Here is a 21,626-nt window from a genome sequence, read left to right as displayed (position 1 = left end):
TATATTCTACTTTAAAGGTGTAAGTCCTGCATAAAAAAGAAAACACCTTGATTGTTATCAAGGTGTTGTAATAAGCTCAAAACTCTCCGAATCAGTCTCAAGAATAAAAGGACTAACCTCGCCAACGCTATAAAGTTGTAATTCATGCATTGCGCGCGTACAAGCAGTGTAGAATAATCTACGAACGCTCTCATCGCTGTATACATCTTTAGAAGCATTGTAAATAATAACAGCATCAAATTCGATACCTTTCGCTAAGTAAGCAGGGATCACGACGATGCCTTGCTCATACTCGGCTGAGTTACTTTTCACGAGTTTAATATTCTCGATATGATTAAGTGCTTCGTAAGCAGCGGCACTTTCAGCTGCAGATTTACATATAATTGCGATCGTATTGTGCTGCTCTGTTTGTAGTTCAGCAACTTTGGCAGTAATATGTTCGTGCAGTTCGCTCTCATTCGATACTTTCGTCACTGTAGGTTTCTCTCCGTCACGTTCAAAGGCGTGAATGTTCTTGCCTTCCGGTACGAGAGCACGTGTAAATTCAATAATTGGTTTTGTTGAGCGGTAGCTACGAGTTAAGTTAATACCGTTCGTTTCATCTGGTCCGTATAAGCTAGTGAGCGTATTGAAATTCACTGCTTCACTTGCATGGGCAAATATTGCTTGGTTAAAGTCTCCGAGTACAGTCATTCTTGCAGCAGGGAAGAGACGTTTTAAAAACTCGAACTGAAACGGCGAATAATCTTGCGCTTCGTCTACGAGTACGTGTTTAATTGATCTATTCGTTTGGAAGCCTTCAATTAATTCTTTTAAAAGTAAAAATGGAGTCGCATCCTCGTAATATAGCTTTCCTTCATCTAACATATTCACCGTTAATGAGCAAATGTCATCCCAGTTTTTCGGTTTTTCTCCCGTAACCCATGATGCATCTGTGAATAGCTGTTTATATATGCCTGTGAAATTGATAAAGCGCAATGTTTGAACACCTTTGCGAAGTGGTTTCAATTTTTTACGGACAATCATACGTCCAAGTACTTTCGCTTCTTTCTCAAAATCGTTAAAGGAGTTGTCGTCAAACTCACCTTTTTTCTGCAAGTATTTATAAGCCTTTTGATATTCATCTTTACTAAGTAGTTCAATTTCTTCTTCTACCCAAGGCTTTTTCAGTTCTGCTTTTTCAAGTGCATCTATTTGCTTATTTAGCCAATCCGTTAACTTCTCAATACGGCTATGGAAGCGGAGGGAGGAGTCGGTATTGTAAAATTGCTCTGTAATTTCTTTCGCAGAGACAATTAGCTTTCCTCTAAATTTCATTCCTCTAAATAGCATGCCTGAAGATTCAAGAGATTGTCTGTACGCTCGAATCATCTCGAAAAATTGAGTAGATGCTTTAAATCGAATGCTCGCATTTCTCGTTTTATAGATAGGGCTATTCGTTTCAGTTAACATATATTCTAATTGCTCATAAGGGTCTTCCACATCAAATGACTTACTTAGTCTATGATTTAAATATTCTTGGAATGTAACTTGCTGCATATTTTCTTCGCCGAGTTCAGGTAGTACGTTAGATACGTAACTGTTGAACATAGAGTTAGGGGAGAAGAGAATAATTTGATCCGCTTTTAGCCATTCGCGATATTTATATAGTAAGTAGGCGATTCGTTGCAGGGCAGCTGACGTTTTACCACTACCAGCAGCTCCTTGCACGATAAGGAGTCGGCCTTCATCGTGACGAATAATTTCATTTTGCTCGCGCTGAATCGTAGCGACGATACTTTGCATATGTTTGTTTGTACCTTTTCCGAGCGCTTGTTGCAAGATTTCATCTCCGATTGTAAGGCTCGTATCGAACATAGAATTAATCTCGCCATTTTGAATAATGTATTGTAATTTTTTCTCCACATTACCGTGAATTACGCCTTCTGGTGTACTGTATTCAGCCGGTCCTGGTGGATAATCGTAGTAGACACTCGAAATGGGGGCGCGCCAGTCATATATAAGAAAGTTTTCTCCGCTTGCATCAGTAAGTGTAGCGACGCCGATATAAATTTGCTCCGCAGCAGATTCTCCTTCTTCTTTGAAATCAATTCGTCCGAAATAAGGTGCTTTATGCATGCGTTTTAGTGCGGCAAGTCGATTAAAGGTGTGCTTATGAGTAATTTGTGTAACAGCTAGTGACTGAGCTTGTTGTCTTAAGTTGATAACTGTTTCAAGATAATCATCAAAAGTATCAGTATTCACTTTCACATCATCCCAAAAGTGTTTACGAATATGGATTACTTCTGCCCGGCGTCTGCCAGTTTCGTTTTCCAGTTTATCAATTTGCTGCGTAATCGTTTCGATTACGGTATCTAATCGTTTTTGCTCTTGATCAAGTTTTTTGTTCATACGGTAGCACTCCTTTAAAAGTGAAAAATAGAGGTTGACTGAAGATGTGTTTTGGTGTACAATTAAGATACGGATAAATACGTTATTCTCTTTTTTGTAAAACGTGTTTCTGTACTAATTTAACATAGTTTTTTCATTTAATCAATGATAATAAGCTAAACCTTGATTCCGTGTGGTGTGGATCAAGGTTTTTTTGTTTCTAAAGAGGGGATCGCGATCGTTGTCAGTTTTTGTCGGTAAGTCGATATATTTCGAAAATCGCTGATATAATTGGAGTTGCGCCGATATATTTCGAAAATCGCTGATATAATTTTATTTACCGAATCTAGACAGAAATTAAGGGGAGAAGAGGGTATAAAAAAAGCTCGGGCCTAAGCCCGAGCTTTTTATTTCATTATTTCTTTTCGTCTTTCTTAGCGTCAGCTTTTTGCTCTTTGAAAAGATCTTTTAAATCTTTATCGTCAACTTTTACGTCAGCTTTTTTAATTTCTTTCATCATAAGGTCGTTCATGAATTCGCCATCTTGTGCTTTCTTTTGAACGATTTCTTTTTTGATGTCAGCTTTAGATTGTTCGAATGATTTTTCTGGCTCTTTAATGTCTGTTACTTTAATGATATGGTAACCGAATTGTGATTTCACAGGTTCGCTTACTTCATCTTTTTTCAGTTTATAAGCAGCCTCTTCGAATTCTTTAACCATTTTGCCAGGTCCGAAGAATCCTAAGTCGCCACCTTTTTCTTTTGAACCAGTATCTTCAGAGTATTGTTTTGCTAACTCTTCGAAAGATTTACCTTGTCCAAGTTCTTCTTTAACCTTTTTAGCAGTTGCTTCATCTTTTACAAGAATGTGGCTGGCTTTAATTTCAGGCTTGTAGTTATCTTTCAATTCTTTATCAGTGATTGTTTTCTCGATAGCTTTTTCTTGCGCTAATTGAGCACGCACACCAGTTTTTAACGTTTCTTCTTTAATACCTTGTTGTTTTAATAGTGTATCGAATTGATCACCGTATTGTTTTTTCATTTCATCGAACTTTTTGTCTACTTCTTTGTCTTCAACTTTGTAGTTTTTAATAAGTACTTTTTCCATAACCATGTTATTTAGTACTTGTTTACCAGCTTGTGTCTTCATTTGCTCGTAGAATTCTTCTTTTGTAATGTCACCAGCTTTAGATGTAACGATTTTGTCTGATGATGATGTTCCACATGCTGATAATGCGATTACACTTGTTGCGGCTAAGGCAAGCATAGCTTTCTTCATTCGATAAACACTCCTACTATTATGTATTTTTAATTTATCCTATACCAATGAATTTTAGTTCATCAGAGCCCGGTTAAGTCTCACTGATACTTTTGCTTTTTATGTTGGTAAAGCGCGCTTAACAGGGCTTACCGTGGCTTAAGGATAAAGTTAAGATGCGTGTCATTTATTTCATAGTATAAGCAATATGTACAAAATTTAATATATCATATTTCGACGTGTTTTCATATTGATAAAGAAAAATTAACCAGTACGTGTCAGATTTTGAAGGTGTTCCATATTGGGCGTATGCCGCATATACAGAAAAGAGGAGGGGATGGGGATGAATTCTCAACTTATTTTATTACTTGTACTGTTTATTTTATTGGTTATAGTAGGTATAATTTGCTTATAGAGGAAAAAAGTGAGGAAGGGGCTTTCCTTCCTCACTTTCCATGAAATATAATTTCTATATAACTAGAAATTAATAAAATTGTTATACATACATTAATAACCCGAAAGACACCGGGTTGGCGGCTCGCAGATATTTGTTTTCGTTCACACAGTGTATGTGTCATGAAATTCGTGTAAAATATAACAAGAAGTGCGAATGCGACAAAAACAACTGTTATAAGTGTCATGAGGCGAGACCTCCTTTTGGCTAAAATACATATACTTTATATATTGTATCATACGATATTTTGTTCGTGTTATAAAATTCAGAAATAGAAGACTTTGTGTTAGAAAGTGAGGGAGAAAATGGACGTTGTTAGAAGATTAGAACAAGCTGAATACTACGTAGACCTACTATTTAAAATGATTGATGAAGAAAAGTGTCCATTTTATTCTTTGATCATAAAGAAAAAAGCTCGTAAAAAAGATATTGAACGTATACTAAATCTTTGTGAAATACTGAACGAGCAATATGTAGTGGAGAAAGCAGAAGGGCTTCTTTTGTTCGATGCGCTGTTAGATCAATTTGAAAAAGCGCTTCCACATCAGCTCGAAGTACACGAAACTGCGGAAGCGCTAGCAAAACAAGGTTTATTCAAACCGCTTATGAATGAATTCTTAAGCATGATTGCGAAAAAATAAATAGATTACTTCTTAACTAACTTCTGATCGGATTCTGTAAAGTTCTCTTCAATATCTTCTAATGATTTCTCAAAAATATCGATGAAGTCTTGTCCGTAAATGTTACGCAAGATAGCAATCAGTTCGATATTTTCTGGGAACTTCCCATAAAAATTACGAAGTGCAAGAGCCCCATTAAACACTGAATTATTTTCAGGGTCATACTCCTCCATTAAGCGAAGTAGTAATTCTTCCCCTTTGTCTGTAATTTCGATGTACGTATTTCGTTTATCATCTTCTTTTTTCGAGAATACAAGATAGCCGCGTTCTTCCAACTTTTTCGAGAAGTTAAATGCCGTTGATACGTGCATAACTCCAAACTTAGCAATCTCAGAAATAGAAGCCCCTTTTAAATGATAAGCGATTGTTAAAATATGATGCTCATTAATGTTTAAATCATAAGGTTTAATCCACATCTGCCAATCTTTCTCTACACATTTCCATAACGCTTTCGATAATTGAGCAATGCGTTGGCTGAAAATCATCGCTTCTTTTACCGAGTAATCTTTTTCTCCACTTTTCATATACTCACCCACTTTAACATTCTTTTTCATTACTATCTATTATGCCAGTAAAATAAAAATTAATAAAGTCTTTTTGTGAGAATTGTGAAAATTTTTTAAAAAAATGACATTCTATACAAATCATGCATAACTATGGAAGCGGTTTATGAGTCATGAATACATGTGTTGTCCATACATGTTAAGTGATAACATATATTGTAAATGCATAAAAACACGGCATATCTATGTGATATGCCGTGTTAAGGTCAATTTATATAAAAAATATTTGTTATATGCAAAAAACTAAGCAGGAATTTGTTTACGCTTTTTCCGGAACAGCTTCTTGTAGTTTCTCAATTGATTTTTGAATGTCCAAAATCTCTTGCTCAATATGTCGTTTGTTTTGAGAAATATCTTGCTTCCAGTTAGAAAGTGTATCGTGCATGTCGTCTTTTAATTCTTGGAACACTTCTTTACCTTCTGAAGCAGTTTCAACGATTTGACGTTTTAATAATTTTGTATCAGCTGTAATATCAGCTAAAGTCTTTTTAATATCATTTCCTTTTTCTTTTAACTTGCCGCGCATGTCTTTGCCAGAAGAAGGAGTTGAGAAAAGAACAGCTAGTCCAGCAACTGCTCCGCCGCAAATGACACCTGTAATAAAGGATTTAGCTTTTGACATAAAAGGAGACCTCCTTATTTTTTGTTCGTATTCATGATGTGAAAAAATATGCATATCTTTAAGAAGAGGGAAAGGAAAGTGTGTAGTCCCTGGCATCTTAAGTGGAGAAACAAGCCGTGCCATATTTAATCACTTTAGGAAAGTGGCTTGTTATGTATGACTACTTATTATAGTGTCACTATTTCACGCTATTTGCAATTGTACTTGCGATGTTTTGTAAATTTTCCATAGTGTATTCATTCTGATGTGATTTCCAAACAGCACCGAAACCATCGTTTTCACCGTAGCGTGGAATTAAATGAAGGTGGAAGTGGAACACAGTTTGTCCAGCTTTTTCACCGTTATTGTTAAGTAGGTTAAAGCCAACTGGATTAAACTCTGCTTTAATCGCATTTGCGATTTTTGGAACGACAGAAAAAATATGTGATGCGATTTCTGGCGTTAACGCAAAAATGTCTTGTTTGTGAACTTTTGGAATAACAAGAGTATGTCCTTTTGTTACTTGACTAATATCTAAAAATGCAAGCACATGTTCATCTTCGTATACTTTTGAGCAAGGGATTTGCCCGTCAATGATTTTGCAAAAAATACAATTATCCGCTGTATGATTCATTGATCTCATCCTTTCAAATATCCTTAGCCGTATTTTACCATAATTACATAAGAGAACAAACACGAAAAACAGGAAGCTGACTCAGCTTCCTGTTTTCTGAAGAGGGATTGAAAAAGCATTATCGTAATTTACGTTTCGCAGACACCTCATTTATTTTAAGAAATGCACGGTAAATCGGCTAAAGTTTCTGCCGTAGACACCCCATTTTCAAGTGAAATGAATTGCAATCTTTTTAAATGAAATTGTTTACTTTTTAAAACAGTATATGCTCTTTCGGAGACACCCCGTTTCGAAAATAAAACAAATAATCTGGTTATGTGTAAATTCCTTTGTCCAACATGGACACCCCATTTCATGATGACTTCACTATGTTGTTGTACTCATCAATAGGTGGTCGCTTTTTCAATGTGTTCCTTCTTCAATAATTATGATGTCCGCTTTCGTAATAATATATGCGAACAAATTTAAATTTTTTTTGAACGCATCGATACTATGTAGTATAGCGTAATTTTTGGTAAGATGAATATAGAACGAATATAAATGAAGAAAGTGGTGTCGTATGAGCGAGTTATTGCGTGTAGAAAATGTTACAGGAGGATATACGAAACGACCTGTATTAAAAGATGTTTCGTTCTCTGTGAATAAAGGTGAACTTGTCGGCTTAATCGGTTTAAATGGAGCAGGTAAAAGTACGACGATTAAACATATTATCGGTTTAATGGAACCGAAAAAAGGAACTGTCACAATTAATGGGAAAACAATTCGTGATGATATGACAGCGTACCGTTCTAGTTTTTCGTTCATCCCAGAAACACCTGTATTATATGATGAGCTGACGCTAGAAGAACATTTGAAGTTAACAGCGATGGCGTACGGCGTTGATGAAAAACAATATGAAGAACGTGTAGGACAATTATTACAAGAATTTCGTATGAAAAATCGTTTGAAATGGTTTCCGTCTCATTTCTCAAAAGGGATGAAACAAAAAGTAATGATTATGAGTGCGTTTTTAGTGGAGCCATCTCTTTACATTGTGGACGAACCCTTTGTTGGGCTAGATCCGTTAGCGATCCAATCACTCCTTCAAATGATGGATCAAATGAAAAAGAGTGGTGCAGGTATTTTAATGAGTACACATATTTTAGCGACGGCAGAGCGTTATTGTGATTCGTTCATTATTTTGCATCAAGGCGAAGTAAGAGCGAAGGGAACATTATCTGAACTGCAATTACAGTTTAATATGCCAGGTGCAACGTTAGATGATATTTATATTGCATTAACGAAGGAAGAAGATTATGAATAGCACAGCATTATGGAAAGAGCGATTTCGTCACTTTCTACAAGAAGTTCGTACATATAGTAAATACGTATTTAATGATCATTTAAAATTTATTTTCGTATTCATCATCGGAGCAGGAGCGTATTATTACCAGCAATGGTTACAAACGTTAACACCTTCCTTTCCGACTGCGCTCGTTATGGCAGTGTTGCTTGGACTCGTATTAACGACCGGATCCATTCAAACGTTGTTAAAAGAAGCGGATCTCGTTTACTTACTGCCAGTGGAAGAAAAGTTAAAACCGTACTTCACAAAGGCATTTCTTTTTACGTTTATGATTCAGTTATACATAATTGCAATCGTAGCAGCAGCGCTTGCCCCGTTATACTTCCAGCAAATGAAGCAAACAGGAGCGACTTACATATGGGTTGTAATCGCGTTTATCATTGTAAAAGCGTGGAATTTATTCGTAGCGTGGGAAAAATCATTTTTAACAGACCAAAATATACAAAGAGCCGATTGGTTCATTCGATTTATTTTAAACGGCTTATTTGTTTATTTCCTTGTAGAACGTACTTCCGTTATGTTTATTGCCGGAATCATCCTTCTGATGGTGTTATACCTCTCTATTCTGCATCAAATGGTGAAGGGAAAGCCGTTAAACTGGGAGTATTTAATTTCTGAAGAAGGTAAGAAGATGATGCTGCTGTACCGCATCGCGAACATGTTCGTTGATGTACCAGCATTAAAAGAAAGAGTAGCACGTAGAAAATGGCTTGATGTCATTCTTTCGATGGTTGGCGAAAAACGTACATATTTATACTTATATACGAGAACTTTCTTAAGATCTGGTAACTATTTCGGCTTATATGTGCGCTTGCTTGCCCTTGGCGGAATTATCCTTTACTTCATTCCGTTTTTATATGGACGATTTATCGTAAGTCTTATCTTCCTATATTTAATTGGTTATCAGCTATTAACTTTATGGAAGCATCACCGTATGAAGATTTGGCTGGATTTGTACCCAGTCGGGGGAGAAGAGAAGAAGAAAGATTTTCTTACTTTACTAAATGCGATCCTTATTACAGGTAGTATTATCTTTACAATCATATTTCTACTAGCGACGAAAGATTTCATGATGACGGGAATTTTATTAGTCGTAAGCATAGTATTTAGTATCGGTTTCGTTTATCAATACGGGGCAAAACGTATTGAGCGTTTAAATTGAAGGGAATGAACCTATGATTACATATGAAGAAAAGGTTATAAAAGAACTGGAGCAGTGGAAAGCTACATTTATGAAAGATTCTTCTATGATGACACGGTTCTCAAAGAAAGTGCAGACGAAAGTACAACAGCTTATTCCGGCGAAAGTGCAAAAAGTATTAACAGAAACGATTCGGATGATGGTACAAACAATTAGTGCCGGATCAAACTTTATAAAGCCGAAATTAAAAGAGACGAACTGGTCATTGCAAAGACGAGACGATGAAGTACGTAAAAAAATGGATGAGTATAAAAAAATAGCAGCGGCAGAAGGAGCAGGGACGGGAGCAGGCGGTATTCTCCTTGGCCTTGCTGACTTTCCGCTTTTACTCGGCATTAAAATTAAATTTTTATTCGATGCAGCAACATTGTACGGATTTGATACGAGCGATAAAGAAGAGCGCCTTTTTATCCTTCACGTTTTCCAACTTGCCTTTTCAAGTGACGAACACCGAAAAGAAATATGGAAAGCCATCGAAACGTGGGATACAGAAGAAGAAAATCATATGGACTGGGAAAAGTTCCAAACAGAGTACCGAGACTATATCGATTTAGCAAAAATGCTTCAGCTCGTACCAATAATCGGTGCCCCGGTCGGCGCATATGCAAACTATCAATTACTGCAAAGACTTGGAGAAATAACGATGAATTGTTATCGTATGCGATTGTTGAATAAGGATTAACAAGAAAGCATCCTAAATTGTGATTTAGGATGCTTTTTTATTTTCATGATTAATGCTTCAAAAGAAGAAGGTATAATTCGGATTGTCTTTTTAGTGTTTTAGGCTGAAATTAGTGGTGGAGGTAGTTGCCATGTAATAAGGTAATTATGACTCTAGATGATCTAATCCCCATCCAACAACTGAATAATTTTGCCGTTTACTAATTGAAACAAAGAATTTTCTGTTTTTCTGGTCTTTTACATGACCAGAAACTCGAATCATACCACCACTAACGGCAGGCCTGATATCAACTTTAGTCACTATAACATCAATATTTTCTTTTTTCTTAATATGTTCTATGGCAGCTGTAGTAGCTTTTTCTTTTGTAATATTTTATTGTAAATAATTGATAAAATAAGGCCTATGGCTAAAACTGTAATTGCTAAAATGATTGAAAATATAATGTTATTCTTTTTTAATTTATCCATATTTCCCCTCATAGAATAAGGGAATGCAGTGCAGATCAGCATACAAGCATTCCCTTGCTATAGTTATGTTATTTTATGTATTTAATTGTTAGGATTTTATTATAAGTTACAATTAGCTTATTTTTCTCATTAAATTTATCCCCAATATGAGACTTTATAATTTTGGATTTTATTTATTACAACGTAATGTTTCTTTTGTTTATTATTTTTATCATAGCCGCTAACTCTAATAGAACCTGCGAGTTCTAATTGGTAAATTTCAACTTCAGTTACTACGAAATCTATATTTTCCCTTTTTTTCATGTGTTGTATAGCAACTTCAGCAGCCTTTTCTTTTGCAGCATTTTGGTCATGAATAAACTTTGCTACATAACCTATAATTAAAATCATAATTATTACGGATAATAATATGAAAATATTTTGTTTCTTATTGAGGATCATCTAAATTCCACCCCATGATAGAGTAATTTTGTTTTTTACTTACTGTGACATAAAACTTTCTTTTTTTATCATTTTCCGCATATCCTCTAACTTCAATAAATCCTCCTTGAAAAGCTGGTTTTATATCGATTTTAGTTACTATAACATCTATATTTTCTCTTGTTTTTATATGTTGTATTGCAGCTTTAGCAGCTCTTTCTTTTGTTATATTTCTATCGTGAATAAAGGATGTAGTACAACCTATGGCTAAAAATATAATTGCTAAAATGATTAAAATTATAAACCTTTTCTTTTTTGATTTATCCATATGTATCTCCTGAAATTTTTTTATATTATTTTTTATAAAGAAATAATATAAAACGAATCGTTAACTAATCGTGTTTTAGTTCAAAATTTTTCGTGGTTGAAATGGTACTGATATGATAGTTATTAGCGTATTCAACTGAAGCAGTAAATTCTTTCATTTTATCATTAGTCACATAGCCTGATATAGAGATAGTTTGAAAGTCTTTTGATCCAAATTCATGATCAGTAATTGTTACATCTAAGCCCTCTGTTTTTTTGAAATATTGAATGGTTTCTTCTGTTGCTTTATTAACGATTTGTTGTTCCTCATTCTTTTTATCCATCGTACATCCCCCTAAAATACTTAAAATAAATATAAAGAATAGAAAAAAACTAATTTTTTTGATTGTAATATTCATATTTACCCTCCAATAATGACATCTTGATTATATAAAATATCGTGATAGAAGGAAGGTTTTTAGTGAAAAAAGCACTCACTTTTTCTGGTAGCGGGTGTTTTTTAGTTTTTCTTTCTTATAAGGGACACTCCTGAATGAAAGAAGCAAACTTAAATAGTTATGTTGAAGTGAAACTATTAGATTTAGTGTTTAAAATCAAAATTATTAGACGCTGAGATAGAACCAATATGATAATTATTAGCGTATTGGACTGAAGCGGTAAACTTTTTGCTTTTGTCATTTGTTACATAACCTGAGATAAGGATAGTTTGAAAATCTTTTTGTCCAAATTTATGATCAGTGATTGTTACATCTAAGCCCTCTGTTTGAATCGGCTACACTAAGTTGGACAGATACTATAAGGGCTAGTAGACTTAACATACTAACCTAAGGGAGCGTGCTACTATGTCACGTCAACGTCGAACTTTTACACCAGAATTTAAACTTCAATTAGTAAAGCTATATGGAAATGGAAAGTCCCGTGCAGATATCTGTCGAGAATATGAAATAACGCCTTCTGCGTTGGATCGCTGGATTAAGAATCATCAAGAAACTGGGACATTTACTGCTAAAGAAAATCGGACAGAAGAAGAAAATGAGTTAATCAGATTACGTAAAGAAAATCAACGTTTAATGATGGAGAATGACATTTTAAAGCAAGCAGCGCTGATCATGGGACGAAAATAGATGTGATCCGAAATAACACTCACAAATATTCAGTATCAGCAATGTGTAACGTCCTTAACATCGCCAAAAGTACCTACTACTATCACGCCAAGCCGCGTGAACAAGACGCACATGAAAAAGAAGACGTTGAGCTTTCCAACGAAATAGAACGACTCTTTAAAGAAAGCCGTAGTAACTATGGTACTCGTAAACTCAAAGTAGAATTAAAGAAACAGAAGATGGTCGTTTCTAGACGTCGAATCGGTCGAATTATGAAACAATTAGGACTTGTATCAAATTATACGGTGTCACAATACAAGCCGTATAAACAAACCTGTAATGAAGCACCAATCAAAAATGAGTTACAACGTCAGTTTAAACAAGAAGAGCAATTAGCTGTAGTTGTCAGTGATTTAACATACGTCCGTGTTGAAAAAAAATGGCACTATGTATGCTTATTTGTGGACCTTTTCAACCGAGAAATTATAGGTTACAGTGCTGGTCCAAATAAGACAGCAGACCTTGTGTATAAAGCATTAGCGAGTATTAAAGGAAATTTACATAACATCAAGATGTTTCATACAGACCGAGGAAAAGAGTTTGATAATAAACTGATTTCAGAGGCTTTAGAAACATTCAGAATTCAACGATCATTAAGTATGAAGGGCTGCCCCTACGATAACGCTGTGGCCGAAGCGATGTTCAAAGTGTTTAAAACAGAATTCGCAAACGGAGCACACTTCGCTTCTCTTGAACAGCTCGCTCTTGAACTTGATGATTATGTTCATTGGTTTAACAACATTCGAATTCACGGAACACTAGGCTATTTAACGCCAGTGGAATATAAGAAACAGACCTTATAAAAATTGTCCAGTCTAGTGTTGACATTCCAGTTTCTTTAAAATATTTAATCGTTACCTCTTCTGCCTTTGTTACTATTTCTTTTTCTTCATTTGTTTTATTATTCATACTGCATCCACCTAAAAGGATAAGTGTAAGAATAATGAATAATCTTATACTATATTTTTTCACGAATAATCACTCCATTAATAGTGCGTTATATTCCTTTTCAATAAATTTTATATTCACTGAACATTGTGTGGTGAAGCATAAAGAAAAGGCAATCTAAAGTGCATGGACTATTAGTTTTTAAGCTCTAAATTTTTGGAGTGAGACATAGAGCTTATATGATATGCTCCTCCATCATATTCTTCGTCCATAGAAAAAATCTTATTTTTGTTATCTTTCACATGTCCGTTTATAAAAACTATTTAAAAATCCTTGGGAGCATATAGGAATGATTTAGATGAAAATTATGGGAAGTTAGTATTTTAATTTTAAACTTTTACTTTTAGAAATTGAACCTATCGTGTATTTATCTCCGCTATATTGAATAGTTATATTAAATGTTTTGTCTTTATCATCTTTGACATGCCCAGAAATATAAATGGATTGTAGGTCTTTAGGACCAAACTCATGCCCAGTAATTACTACGTCCAAATCTTGCTTTTCCTTAAAGTATGTAATGGTTGTCACTTTTGCTTCTTTTACTACTTTTTCTTCATTGTTTTTTTGATCCATATTACATCCCACTAAAGTACTTAAAATAAGTATAAATAATAAACAGAAACTAAATTTTTTAATAGTAATATCCATATTTATCCTCCGTAAATGTTATCTTAATTATAAGAATATATCAAATGTTGTAGGAGAAAAATGTTTTGAGTAACAAAAATGAAGTTTTAGATTCTACTTTCTATCAATTAGCAGACACAACGTATAAATCTGATAAAGATATTGAAGAAGAAGTTGTTATTACCAATAAAGAAGAAGGTAGGAACATTCCACGATAAATTGGGATAGACGCAGTAGTCTTTGTACGAGATGTGAATGGGGAAAAGCAAGTTATGATAGATTTTCGAGGAACAGAAGGGAATAAAATTATAGAGAAAAACTCTTTAGGCATTCCGATGAAGCTAGGGAAGGTATGAAGGTTTTAAAAACAGATACCAATCATTTTGTTAAGAAAAAATTTCATATGCTAAAATATTTTACGTAAAAAAGACACTCTAGTGAGTGTCTAATGATTATTCTTTTAATTTTAGATTTTTAGAGTATGATCTAGAACTTATATTATACTCTCCACCCCCATATTCTACACCTACCCCAAACGTTTTGCTTTTATCTCCTTTAACGTGTCCATCTATAAATATAGTTTGAAAATCATTGGGGGAGAACTCATGTCCTGTAATTACTACATCTAGCTCCTCTCTTTCTTTAAAATATTTAATGGTTACCTCTTCTGCCTTTGCTACTATTTCTTTTTCTTCATTTGTTTTATTATTCATACTGCATCCTCCTAAAAGTATAAGTGTAAGGATAATGAATAATCTTATACCATTTTTTTTCAATCAAAATCCCTCCATTAATGTTATTCTATATTTAGAATATATTAAAATATCTGGTAGAGGGGATATTTTGAAGGAAAATGATAAAGTTTTAGATTCTTGTTATTATTAGCTGTCAAGGTTTGCTTATCGTGGTGATGAGAATTTAGGAAACAGTATTGAGGTCACTGAAAACAAAGGTAATTGATAAACTAATTCATAAGGGAAAAACTGATTTATCTAGTGATGAAAAATCTTGTTAGAAGATAGTGCAGTAACTCCTTTCTATCAAACGGGACGCTCATACTTATAACGCTCGTCTATTAAAGGGCTTGTGACGAATGATTTTGGAGGAGAATTTAATTTTAAATGGACTGAAGTTAAATAATGAAATGACATTGCTGTATGATAGTAACTAAAAAGAGCCTCTAAGGAGGCTCTTTTTTATGGACTAGTTTTTTCATTCTAGACTTTCAGAATATGTTCTAGAAGTGACTCTATAATCACTATCTCCATATTCGACATGCACTGTAAATGCTTGAGTTTTATCGTCTTTAACATGTCCTTTTATAAAAACAGTTTGAAAATCACTCGGAGCAAATTCATATCCAGTAATTACTACATCTAGATTTTCTTTTTCCTTAAAATATTTAATGGCTGTTTCATTTGCTTTTTCTACTATTTTTTGTTCTTCATTCTTTTGATTTATAGTACATCCTCCTAAAAGGATAAGTGTAAAAATAAAGAATAATCTTATATCACATTTTTTCACGAACAATCACTCCACGAATGTTGCGTTATATTCCTCTTAACTAAATTGTATATCCACAGAATATGAATATGGTATGGATGGGTATAAAGAAACGGGACTCTAAAGTAAAAGGTTATTAGTTTTTAAGTTTTTAATGTTAGAAGTCAGGCTGATTGAATAGTCATCCTAGCCTTTATATACACATGAAATAATTAGAATTAATATGAATGCTCAACAAAAATATATTGTATTTTCATATTATTTTCAGTCATCATAACTAATACTTTCAACCTTATATTTATCTCTATAATTTATATCTGCAGTTATTTTACGATTTGGATTATTGGTTACATGACCCGATACAAAAATTACTCCAAAATCTGCAGGGCCGAATTCGACTTTTGTCACTGTAACATCTAGTTTTTTATCCTCTTTAAAATGTTGGATTGCGATCTTTGTCGCTTTTTCTTTTAATGCTATTTCTTCATTGTTCTCTTGTTTGTTTACATACATAAACCCTCCAATAAAAAATATAATTATTATTAACAAAAATCCCCTTTTTTTCAAAAAATCACCCTCTCTTAATAATAAACTATTTATTATAGGAGTAAAAGAATGAAAGAGAGTGCAGTTTTAGATCGAATTTATTATGATTTGGCAAAGGGAGCATATAGGAATGATTTAGGTGAAAATTATGAGATAAAGGATTATACAGATCAAAAAATAGTTTTACAAAAATGAAAAGTAGGAGAAACATTCCACGACAAACAAACCGGAATGAACGCGGTGGTCTTTGAACGAGATATAAATAGGGAAAAGCAAGTTATGGTAGATTTCCGAGGGACAGAAGGGGATAAAATTATAGAGAAAAACTCTTTAGGCATTCCGATGAAGCCAGGGAAAGTATGAAGGATTTAAAAACGGATACAAATCATTTTGTTAAGAAAAAAATTCATATGCTAAAATATTTTACGTGAAAAGGGACATCTATAAACGATATCAATATATATATATTGATATCGTTTATAGATGTCCCTACGGTTTTTAATAGCTTGTATGTTTCTCGATTGTACTTAAGGAATGTAAAAAAAGCACTTATAGATACAATCTACGAGTGCTTTTGACGGTATGGATTTGTTTAGGGTTTTCATAAAGAAAAAATATTACAAAAAATCGTTAACTAATCATGTTTTAGTTCAAAATTTTTGGTGGTTGAAATGGTACTGATATGATAGTTATTAGCGTATTCAACTGCAACACTAAATTCTTTGCTTTTGTCATCCGTTACATAACCGGATATGAAAATTGTTTGAAGATCATTTGGAGTGAATTTATGTTTAGTAATAGTTACATCTACGTTTTCCTCCTCCTTGAAGTATTTAATAGTTTCTTCTTTTGCTGTATTAATGATTTCTTCCTCTTTATTATTTTCCACATTACACCCTCCTAAAATAGTAAATATTAAAGTGAAAAAGAAAAATATACCAATAATCTTCTTTTTTATTTCCATATATACCCTCCAATTATGGTATTTTTATTATTAGGATATCGCATAATTTACAGGAGGGGAAGAACTTGCAACAAAATGAGAAAGTATTAGACACTACGTATTATCAATTAGCTCGTTATGCATACCAAGATGATGAAAATTTAAAAGATAATGTTTACATTAGAGATAATGGGAAGAATAAGATCCAATCGTGGGCAGTAGAAAAAACATTCCACGACAAACAAACCGGAATGGACGCAGTAGTCTTTGAACGAGATGTGGATGGGAAAAAGCAAGTTATGGTAGCTTTCCGAGGAACAGAAGGGGATAAAATTATAGAGAAAAACTCTTTAGGCATTCCGATGAAGCCAGGGGAAGGTATGAAGGATTTAAAAACGGATACGAATCATTTTGTATTACGAGAAGGTGTTCATGAACCAGCAGCACCTCCAGTAGCAGGAACTGAGAATGCAGGTTCAAAGAAATATTGGAATGAAGAGAATCAGCGCTGGGAAACACATAATCAATTTGAACAAGCTGAAAGGGTCATGAAACAAGTAACGGATACATATAAGGGCAGGGATGATGTGGAGATATATACGACGGGGCATTCATTAGGCGGCGCCTTAGCTGAATATGCAGCGGCATCTAATGACAATGTAAGGTGTATGTCATGGAATGCACCGAGTGCAAAACATTTGTTACCGCCTGATTTACAAGAAAGAGCTAATAATGGAGAATTTAAAGGTAGAATTGTTTCGATTGTTCACGGATCAGATTCAATCGGTTATGGTCCTTTTGGTCCATATGATGGTCATATAGGTTCAACTTATGCTGTTACACCACCTGTTACGAAAGAAGACCTTTCTAAATTACCATTGGAACAAAGAATATTGTTTGAAGCTAATCGCTTTTTGGACTCCGTAAAAGATAAACCTGGATTTCATTATCAAAATAATAAGTATTTTAAGATGGGTAAAGATGGAAATTTGTTGAGTTCCTATCTTTTGAATTTAGATACAGGGGAAAGAGTATATGATTCACCTGGTAAGTTATTAGGCGGGGGAGAAATTCGTGTAGTTGTAGAGAATCTAGAACAAGCTGTAAGAGATATGAAGCGAAACGCACAAGAATTTCAAGATAGAGTACCAAGGTTAATTTCTAATATGATGACATTATTAGAAACGGCTGAAAGTAGACGGGTAGAAGCTAAAGTAAATAATATACGCGCACATGTAGAGCATTTAAGTTTTTGGTACATACGAACAGCGACGGAAATTTCAGAGTTTATTGAGAAGAAAGCCGATGATTATAAGAAGACGGATCAACAATATTAAGGGAGAAGATTAGGATGCCGAGAATCTACTTAAATGAAGAAGCATTGAACCAAGCTTTACAACAATTTGACCAGATGATTCAAGACTTAAACCATAATAAAAGGGTTGTAAGTAATGTACATAATTTACTCTTATCAAGCTGGTCTCAACTTGGAGTAGGGAAAAAAGCCATTAGCGATTTAGAATCTTTCAAAAAAGATATTGAAAGAAGAATGGAAGAATTAGAGTCTGATAAAAGAGAGTTAAAGGGTGCGATTGATTTATTAAAAGCGTTAGATCAAAGTTATGATTACATGGGGCCTAAATATTAGATTACAACAAGCACTCACAACGGTGCTTGTTGTAGTTTAATTGGATGAAAGATTACTGTAGTAATTATGGAGGAATATGATTCTGATTCATAAAGTAAATGGAGAAAGTAATATGTAGTTTTAAATCAAACTTGCAAACGATAATTTTTTATTTTACAATTCATTTACCGACCGGTAAGTAAAAATAAGTGAGGTACAGTATGACAAAGAATTTACAAACATCGCAAAACATTGTAGAGGCGTCATTTAAACTTATGGCAGAGCACGGCATTGAGAAAATGAGTCTTTCCATGATTGCGAAAGAGGTAGGTATTTCAAAACCGGCTATTTATTATCATTTTTCTTCTAAAGAAGCGTTAGTGGACTTTTTATTTGAAGAAATTTTTTCTGGGTATCATTTCGTGAGTTATTTTGATAAAGAGCAATATACGAAAGAAAATTTTGCAGAAAAGTTAATCACAGATGGTTTACATATGCTCTCTGAGTATGAAGGACAAGAAGGAATACTGCGCGTCATAAATGAATTTATCGTAACAGCGGCGCGAAATGAAAAGTATCAGAAACGCTTATTTGAAATACAAGAAGAGTTTTTAAATGGTTTCCACGAATTATTGAAGAAAGGCGCGAGATTGGGCGTTGTGTCACAACATGCAACGGAAGAAAACGCTCATACGCTAGCGCTTGTAATTGATAATATGAGCAATTACATACTCATGGGATTTCAGTTAAAGTATAAGGAAATTTGGATTCGAAATGTGAAAAACGTCATGAAGGAGGAGTAAAGATGAAAATGCAAAAAAACTGGTGGCTCGGTTTTCTTGGATTTATTGGGGTGTATAAAATTCCAGGCATGATAGAGGCTTTTCAAGCGGATGGAAATTGGATGAAGTTAATCGGTTTCATTTGGCTACTTTGGTTCGGATATTTTATTCCTGAGAAGAAAGAAGATTAAATTTCAATTTTATGTAAAGTTATGTAAAATATAGATTGAGACTATTCATATAGTAGATTACTAGATTTGGAGTGGTTACATGGATCCATTGAAAAATGAAATTAACCCTGACATGGTCAAGGTGTGGAAAGTTCGTGCTGTAATAGAAGAAGGGATTGGTATTCTTATCATTTTAGCTTACCTTTTCCTCATGATAAAGTTTGATTGGTGGACGTGGATTTTGTACGTGTTAATTGGGTTAACAGTTGTGTTAGCGCCATTGGAGTACTTCGTATTCCCCAAACTACGTCAACGTTATTACAGCTACCAACTAAATGAAGAAGAACTTGAAATTCAACACGGTCTTTTCGTCGTAAAGCGCGTATTAGTACCGATGATTCGTGTACAGCACGTGACGATTGAACAAGGGCCGATTATGAGAAAATACAGTTTAGCAGAATTACACATTTCAACAGCAGCAACTTCTCACAGCATCCCAGGCTTAACGATGTATGAAGCGGAAATGTTGAAAACGAAAATCGCAGAATTAGCGAAAGTGAGTGATGAGGATGTATAAGAGGCAGCATCCAATCACGATGTTACTGGAATTAAAAATAACAGACTTTATACCATTTATTATTTTTCTCTTTAGTTTAAAAGGAAAGTTCCCATTTTGGTATTTAGTTCCTATCGGTTTTGCGGTAATCACGATTGTTTCAGCTATTGTAGGCTGGTATTACAAAGTATACTGGATTGAAAATAACGTATTACATGTAAAACAAGGTCTCTTCGTGAAGAAGGAGAGCTACTTAAATAAAGAACGTGTTCAAACGATTAATACAAGTTCTAACGTGTTATATCAAATGCTTGGCTTAAAGAAAATCCAAATCGAAACAGCTGGTGGGGGCGATGATGCGGAGGTTAGCTTAGCCGGTATTACAGTAGAAGAGGCAACTGAGCTTATTGCTTTGCTAAATGAACCAACTCCAGAAGTGAAAGCAGAAGGAACGCTAGACGAAAAAGCGGAACATGCAATAGAAAAAGAAATCGTTACAGAAGAAAAACAAACGACAGAATATAAATTGACTTGGAAAGAAATTTTATTAGCCTCTGTTACATCGGGTCAGTTTGGGCTATTATTCTGGTTAATCTTTTTCGTGTATCACCAAGTAGAGGACTACATTCCGAAATGGATAGAGAATGACGTAAAGTCGTATGTAATGGAATATGATATATACGGCTGGATTTTCATAGTAGTTATTTTGCTCGTCCTTTCGTGGATTATATCTACAATCGGTTATGCGCTAAAACATGGAGATTTCACAGTAAATCGAAGAAATGACGAAGTACGCATTTCACAAGGATTACTTGAGAAAAAAGAACTCGTCCTAAAATTACATCGTATTCAAGGGATTACGATAAAAGAAAGTATTTTACGTCAGCCATTCGGTTATTGTGCTGTGCAAGTAGAAGTGATTCAAAGTAAGGGAACGGGTGACGAAAAAGAAAAAGTTACACTCCACCCAATCATTCGAAAAGATCGAGTACAACAGTTACTCGCGCATTTACAATTACCATACGAACTTCATACAAATATTATTTCATTACCAAAAGCAGCATTACGCCGCTATCTCATTGATAGCTTCATCTTCTTCGCAATGATAGCTATCCCGCTTATTGGAATAAGTATATACTTTGAAAAGCACTTCATCATGTGGGCACTCATTCCGCTTGCGGTCCTCATCTTTATACTTGGTTACGCAACATTTAAAACAAATGGTTACAGTGTAAATGGAGAGCAAATTACGCTTGTATATCGCAGCGTCGGAAAATATACCGGACTTGTCAGAAGAAGACACGTCCAATCAATGGAGAAGACGCAATCCTATTTCCAGCGCCGCGCGGATTTATGTACGTATAAGTTTTCTAACGCATCATCGAATTATAAATTAGAGCATACGAGAGTAGAGGATGCGGAGAGAATGCAGGATTGGTATAAGAAGAGAATAAGTGAAAATTAAATGGAATGGCTCGTCTTTTGCGGAAGGCGGGCTGTTTTTTATGTGAAAATAATGAATAATATATTTTGACGATATAGCTGATTCCTTTTATGGAGTTATTAAAAAACAGTATAGTTTCTAGGGAGCTAACATAGGATTTGAATTGATTTAAAGATGATGGAACAAAATAAAGTGAAACCTTAATCAGTGTGGGTTTTCTTCAGCCCCACTGATTATTAGTTGAATTAATCGGACTTTAATGGGCAGTTGATCCCCACCTAAATTCTTTGCTCTAGCTGAATTTTGAGATGGGGG

At 34.3% G+C, this 21,626-nt stretch carries 26 protein-coding genes and 5 pseudogenes; 15 read left to right on the top strand and 16 right to left on the bottom strand.

Translation table 11 applies throughout. The features are described from left to right. Positions 1 to 57 precede the first annotated feature (57 nt). The 3 genes from helD to QCI73_RS21895 form a co-directional block, all read right to left on the bottom strand. Entirely contained in the window at positions 58 to 2,391 is a 2,334-nt protein-coding gene (gene helD / locus QCI73_RS21910) for an RNA polymerase recycling motor HelD (RefSeq protein WP_353823722.1), read from the bottom strand. A 394-nt stretch (positions 2,392 to 2,785) separates the two neighbouring features. Next, a complete protein-coding gene (gene prsA, locus QCI73_RS21905; protein ID WP_000710071.1) occupies positions 2,786 to 3,649 on the bottom strand; it encodes a peptidylprolyl isomerase PrsA in 864 nt (287 codons plus the stop codon). A 425-nt stretch (positions 3,650 to 4,074) separates the two neighbouring features. Continuing rightward, a complete protein-coding gene (locus QCI73_RS21895; protein WP_000172692.1) occupies positions 4,075 to 4,269 on the bottom strand; it encodes a hypothetical protein in 195 nt (64 codons plus the stop codon). A gap of 118 nt (positions 4,270 to 4,387) precedes the next feature. On the opposite strand from QCI73_RS21895, the gene QCI73_RS21890 reads away from it, so the two are divergent. Beyond that, positions 4,388 to 4,723, top strand: coding sequence for a DUF1878 family protein (locus QCI73_RS21890; protein WP_000383651.1), 336 nt, complete (start codon positions 4,388 to 4,390; stop codon positions 4,721 to 4,723). A 5-nt stretch (positions 4,724 to 4,728) separates the two neighbouring features. Here the strand turns inward: QCI73_RS21890 and QCI73_RS21885 are convergent, their stop codons facing one another. From QCI73_RS21885 to QCI73_RS21875, 3 genes are all read right to left on the bottom strand, one after another. Then, positions 4,729 to 5,286: an HTH-type transcriptional regulator Hpr gene (locus tag QCI73_RS21885; RefSeq protein WP_000834918.1), complete on the bottom strand. Its 558-nt coding sequence runs from the start codon at positions 5,284 to 5,286 to the stop codon at positions 4,729 to 4,731. 298 nt (positions 5,287 to 5,584) lie between these two features. Beyond that, on the bottom strand, positions 5,585 to 5,947 hold the full coding sequence (locus QCI73_RS21880; RefSeq protein ID WP_000030301.1) for a YtxH domain-containing protein: 363 nt from the start codon (positions 5,945 to 5,947) through the stop codon (positions 5,585 to 5,587). 178 nt (positions 5,948 to 6,125) lie between these two features. Next, complete coding sequence (locus QCI73_RS21875; protein WP_001016840.1) at positions 6,126 to 6,560, bottom strand: HIT family protein; 435 nt, start codon at positions 6,558 to 6,560, stop codon at positions 6,126 to 6,128. Between the two features lie 559 nt (positions 6,561 to 7,119). Between QCI73_RS21875 and ecsA the strand changes: the two genes are divergently transcribed. Genes ecsA through ecsC form a run of 3 tightly spaced genes read left to right on the top strand, consistent with a single transcriptional unit; the run spans position 7,120 to position 9,788 of the window. Beyond that, positions 7,120 to 7,863, top strand: a complete 744-nt coding sequence (gene ecsA, locus QCI73_RS21870; RefSeq protein WP_001292599.1) for an ABC transporter ATP-binding protein EcsA — start codon at positions 7,120 to 7,122, stop codon at positions 7,861 to 7,863. Next, positions 7,856 to 9,067, top strand: a complete 1,212-nt coding sequence (gene ecsB / locus QCI73_RS21865; RefSeq protein WP_047956385.1) for an ABC transporter permease EcsB — start codon at positions 7,856 to 7,858, stop codon at positions 9,065 to 9,067. The genes ecsA and ecsB overlap by 8 nt, the downstream gene beginning before the upstream one ends. Positions 9,068 to 9,080: 13 nt before the next feature. Further along, a complete protein-coding gene (ecsC, locus tag QCI73_RS21860; RefSeq protein WP_353823721.1) occupies positions 9,081 to 9,788 on the top strand; it encodes an ecs operon protein EcsC in 708 nt (235 codons plus the stop codon). A 602-nt stretch (positions 9,789 to 10,390) separates the two neighbouring features. Here ecsC and QCI73_RS21855 read toward each other — a convergent pair. From QCI73_RS21855 to QCI73_RS21840, 4 genes and pseudogenes are all read right to left on the bottom strand, one after another. Further along, positions 10,391 to 10,696 (bottom strand): hypothetical protein, encoded by a 306-nt coding sequence (locus QCI73_RS21855; RefSeq protein WP_353823720.1) that lies wholly within the window; start codon positions 10,694 to 10,696, stop codon positions 10,391 to 10,393. Next, positions 10,683 to 11,003: a hypothetical protein gene (locus tag QCI73_RS21850; protein WP_353823719.1), complete on the bottom strand. Its 321-nt coding sequence runs from the start codon at positions 11,001 to 11,003 to the stop codon at positions 10,683 to 10,685. Before QCI73_RS21850 ends, QCI73_RS21855 begins: the two co-directional genes overlap by 14 nt. A gap of 64 nt (positions 11,004 to 11,067) precedes the next feature. After that, positions 11,068 to 11,400: a DUF1433 domain-containing protein gene (locus QCI73_RS21845; protein ID WP_353823718.1), complete on the bottom strand. Its 333-nt coding sequence runs from the start codon at positions 11,398 to 11,400 to the stop codon at positions 11,068 to 11,070. Positions 11,401 to 11,582: 182 nt separating this feature from the next. Beyond that, positions 11,583 to 11,768: pseudogene (locus QCI73_RS21840) on the bottom strand (DUF1433 domain-containing protein); the annotation flags it as partial. Positions 11,769 to 11,844: 76 nt separating this feature from the next. Between QCI73_RS21840 and QCI73_RS21835 the strand changes: the two are divergent. Next, a protein-coding gene (locus QCI73_RS21835; protein WP_085964333.1) for an IS3 family transposase occupies positions 11,845 to 12,968 on the top strand; the annotation gives its coding sequence in 2 pieces (ribosomal slippage) (positions 11,845 to 12,091 and positions 12,091 to 12,968; 1,125 coding nt in all). A gap of 31 nt (positions 12,969 to 12,999) precedes the next feature. On the opposite strand, the pseudogene QCI73_RS21830 reads toward QCI73_RS21835, so the two are convergent. Both QCI73_RS21830 and QCI73_RS21825 read right to left on the bottom strand, forming a co-directional pair. Then, positions 13,000 to 13,137 (bottom strand): annotated as a pseudogene (locus QCI73_RS21830) (DUF1433 domain-containing protein); the annotation flags it as partial. 291 nt (positions 13,138 to 13,428) lie between these two features. After that, positions 13,429 to 13,686, bottom strand: coding sequence for a hypothetical protein (locus tag QCI73_RS21825; RefSeq protein ID WP_375867091.1), 258 nt, complete (start codon positions 13,684 to 13,686; stop codon positions 13,429 to 13,431). Between the two features lie 140 nt (positions 13,687 to 13,826). On the opposite strand from QCI73_RS21825, the gene QCI73_RS30875 reads away from it, so the two are divergent. Further along, positions 13,827 to 13,958 (top strand): hypothetical protein, encoded by a 132-nt coding sequence (locus QCI73_RS30875; protein WP_375867079.1) that lies wholly within the window; start codon positions 13,827 to 13,829, stop codon positions 13,956 to 13,958. A gap of 3 nt (positions 13,959 to 13,961) precedes the next feature. Further along, positions 13,962 to 14,137 (top strand): annotated as a pseudogene (locus QCI73_RS30870) (lipase family protein); the annotation flags it as partial. A 55-nt stretch (positions 14,138 to 14,192) separates the two neighbouring features. On the opposite strand, the gene QCI73_RS21815 reads toward QCI73_RS30870, so the two are convergent. Further along, positions 14,193 to 14,453, bottom strand: a complete 261-nt coding sequence (locus QCI73_RS21815) for a hypothetical protein (RefSeq protein ID WP_483299565.1) — start codon at positions 14,451 to 14,453, stop codon at positions 14,193 to 14,195. 236 nt (positions 14,454 to 14,689) lie between these two features. On the opposite strand from QCI73_RS21815, the pseudogene QCI73_RS21810 reads away from it, so the two are divergent. Continuing rightward, positions 14,690 to 14,880, top strand: a pseudogene (locus tag QCI73_RS21810) (peptide ABC transporter substrate-binding protein); the annotation flags it as partial. A 72-nt stretch (positions 14,881 to 14,952) separates the two neighbouring features. Here the strand turns inward: QCI73_RS21810 and QCI73_RS21805 are convergent. Continuing rightward, positions 14,953 to 15,264, bottom strand: coding sequence for a hypothetical protein (locus QCI73_RS21805; RefSeq protein WP_197243348.1), 312 nt, complete (start codon positions 15,262 to 15,264; stop codon positions 14,953 to 14,955). Between the two features lie 243 nt (positions 15,265 to 15,507). Beyond that, positions 15,508 to 15,810: a hypothetical protein gene (locus QCI73_RS21800; RefSeq protein ID WP_088119402.1), complete on the bottom strand. Its 303-nt coding sequence runs from the start codon at positions 15,808 to 15,810 to the stop codon at positions 15,508 to 15,510. Between the two features lie 48 nt (positions 15,811 to 15,858). On the opposite strand from QCI73_RS21800, the pseudogene QCI73_RS21795 reads away from it, so the two are divergent. Then, a pseudogene (locus tag QCI73_RS21795) lies at positions 15,859 to 16,193 on the top strand (lipase family protein); the annotation flags it as partial. A 230-nt stretch (positions 16,194 to 16,423) separates the two neighbouring features. Here the strand turns inward: QCI73_RS21795 and QCI73_RS21790 are convergent. Then, positions 16,424 to 16,753, bottom strand: a complete 330-nt coding sequence (locus tag QCI73_RS21790; protein WP_000403420.1) for a hypothetical protein — start codon at positions 16,751 to 16,753, stop codon at positions 16,424 to 16,426. A 65-nt stretch (positions 16,754 to 16,818) separates the two neighbouring features. Here QCI73_RS21790 and QCI73_RS21785 point away from each other — a divergent pair, with 65 nt between their 5' ends. The 6 genes from QCI73_RS21785 to QCI73_RS21760 all read left to right on the top strand — a co-directional run bounded on the left by QCI73_RS21785 (position 16,819) and on the right by QCI73_RS21760 (position 21,332). Further along, positions 16,819 to 18,069 (top strand): lipase family protein, encoded by a 1,251-nt coding sequence (locus QCI73_RS21785; RefSeq protein ID WP_353823716.1) that lies wholly within the window; start codon positions 16,819 to 16,821, stop codon positions 18,067 to 18,069. A gap of 14 nt (positions 18,070 to 18,083) precedes the next feature. Then, positions 18,084 to 18,380 (top strand): hypothetical protein, encoded by a 297-nt coding sequence (locus QCI73_RS21780; protein ID WP_001137436.1) that lies wholly within the window; start codon positions 18,084 to 18,086, stop codon positions 18,378 to 18,380. Between the two features lie 200 nt (positions 18,381 to 18,580). Continuing rightward, a complete protein-coding gene (locus QCI73_RS21775) occupies positions 18,581 to 19,162 on the top strand; it encodes a TetR/AcrR family transcriptional regulator (RefSeq protein ID WP_353823715.1) in 582 nt (193 codons plus the stop codon). Positions 19,163 to 19,164: 2 nt separating this feature from the next. Then, positions 19,165 to 19,332, top strand: a complete 168-nt coding sequence (locus tag QCI73_RS21770) for a hypothetical protein (RefSeq protein WP_000783813.1) — start codon at positions 19,165 to 19,167, stop codon at positions 19,330 to 19,332. A 79-nt stretch (positions 19,333 to 19,411) separates the two neighbouring features. Beyond that, positions 19,412 to 19,888 (top strand): PH domain-containing protein, encoded by a 477-nt coding sequence (locus QCI73_RS21765; RefSeq protein WP_353823714.1) that lies wholly within the window; start codon positions 19,412 to 19,414, stop codon positions 19,886 to 19,888. Then, a complete protein-coding gene (locus QCI73_RS21760) occupies positions 19,881 to 21,332 on the top strand; it encodes a PH domain-containing protein (RefSeq protein WP_353823713.1) in 1,452 nt (483 codons plus the stop codon). The genes QCI73_RS21765 and QCI73_RS21760 overlap by 8 nt, the downstream gene beginning before the upstream one ends. Positions 21,333 to 21,626: the final 294 nt, after the last annotated feature.

It is taken from the genome of Bacillus cereus group sp. MG16 (genome assembly GCF_040459875.1).
Classification (GTDB): domain Bacteria; phylum Bacillota; class Bacilli; order Bacillales; family Bacillaceae_G; genus Bacillus_A; species Bacillus_A paranthracis.
This window is presented reverse-complemented; position numbering and strand designations above follow the sequence as displayed.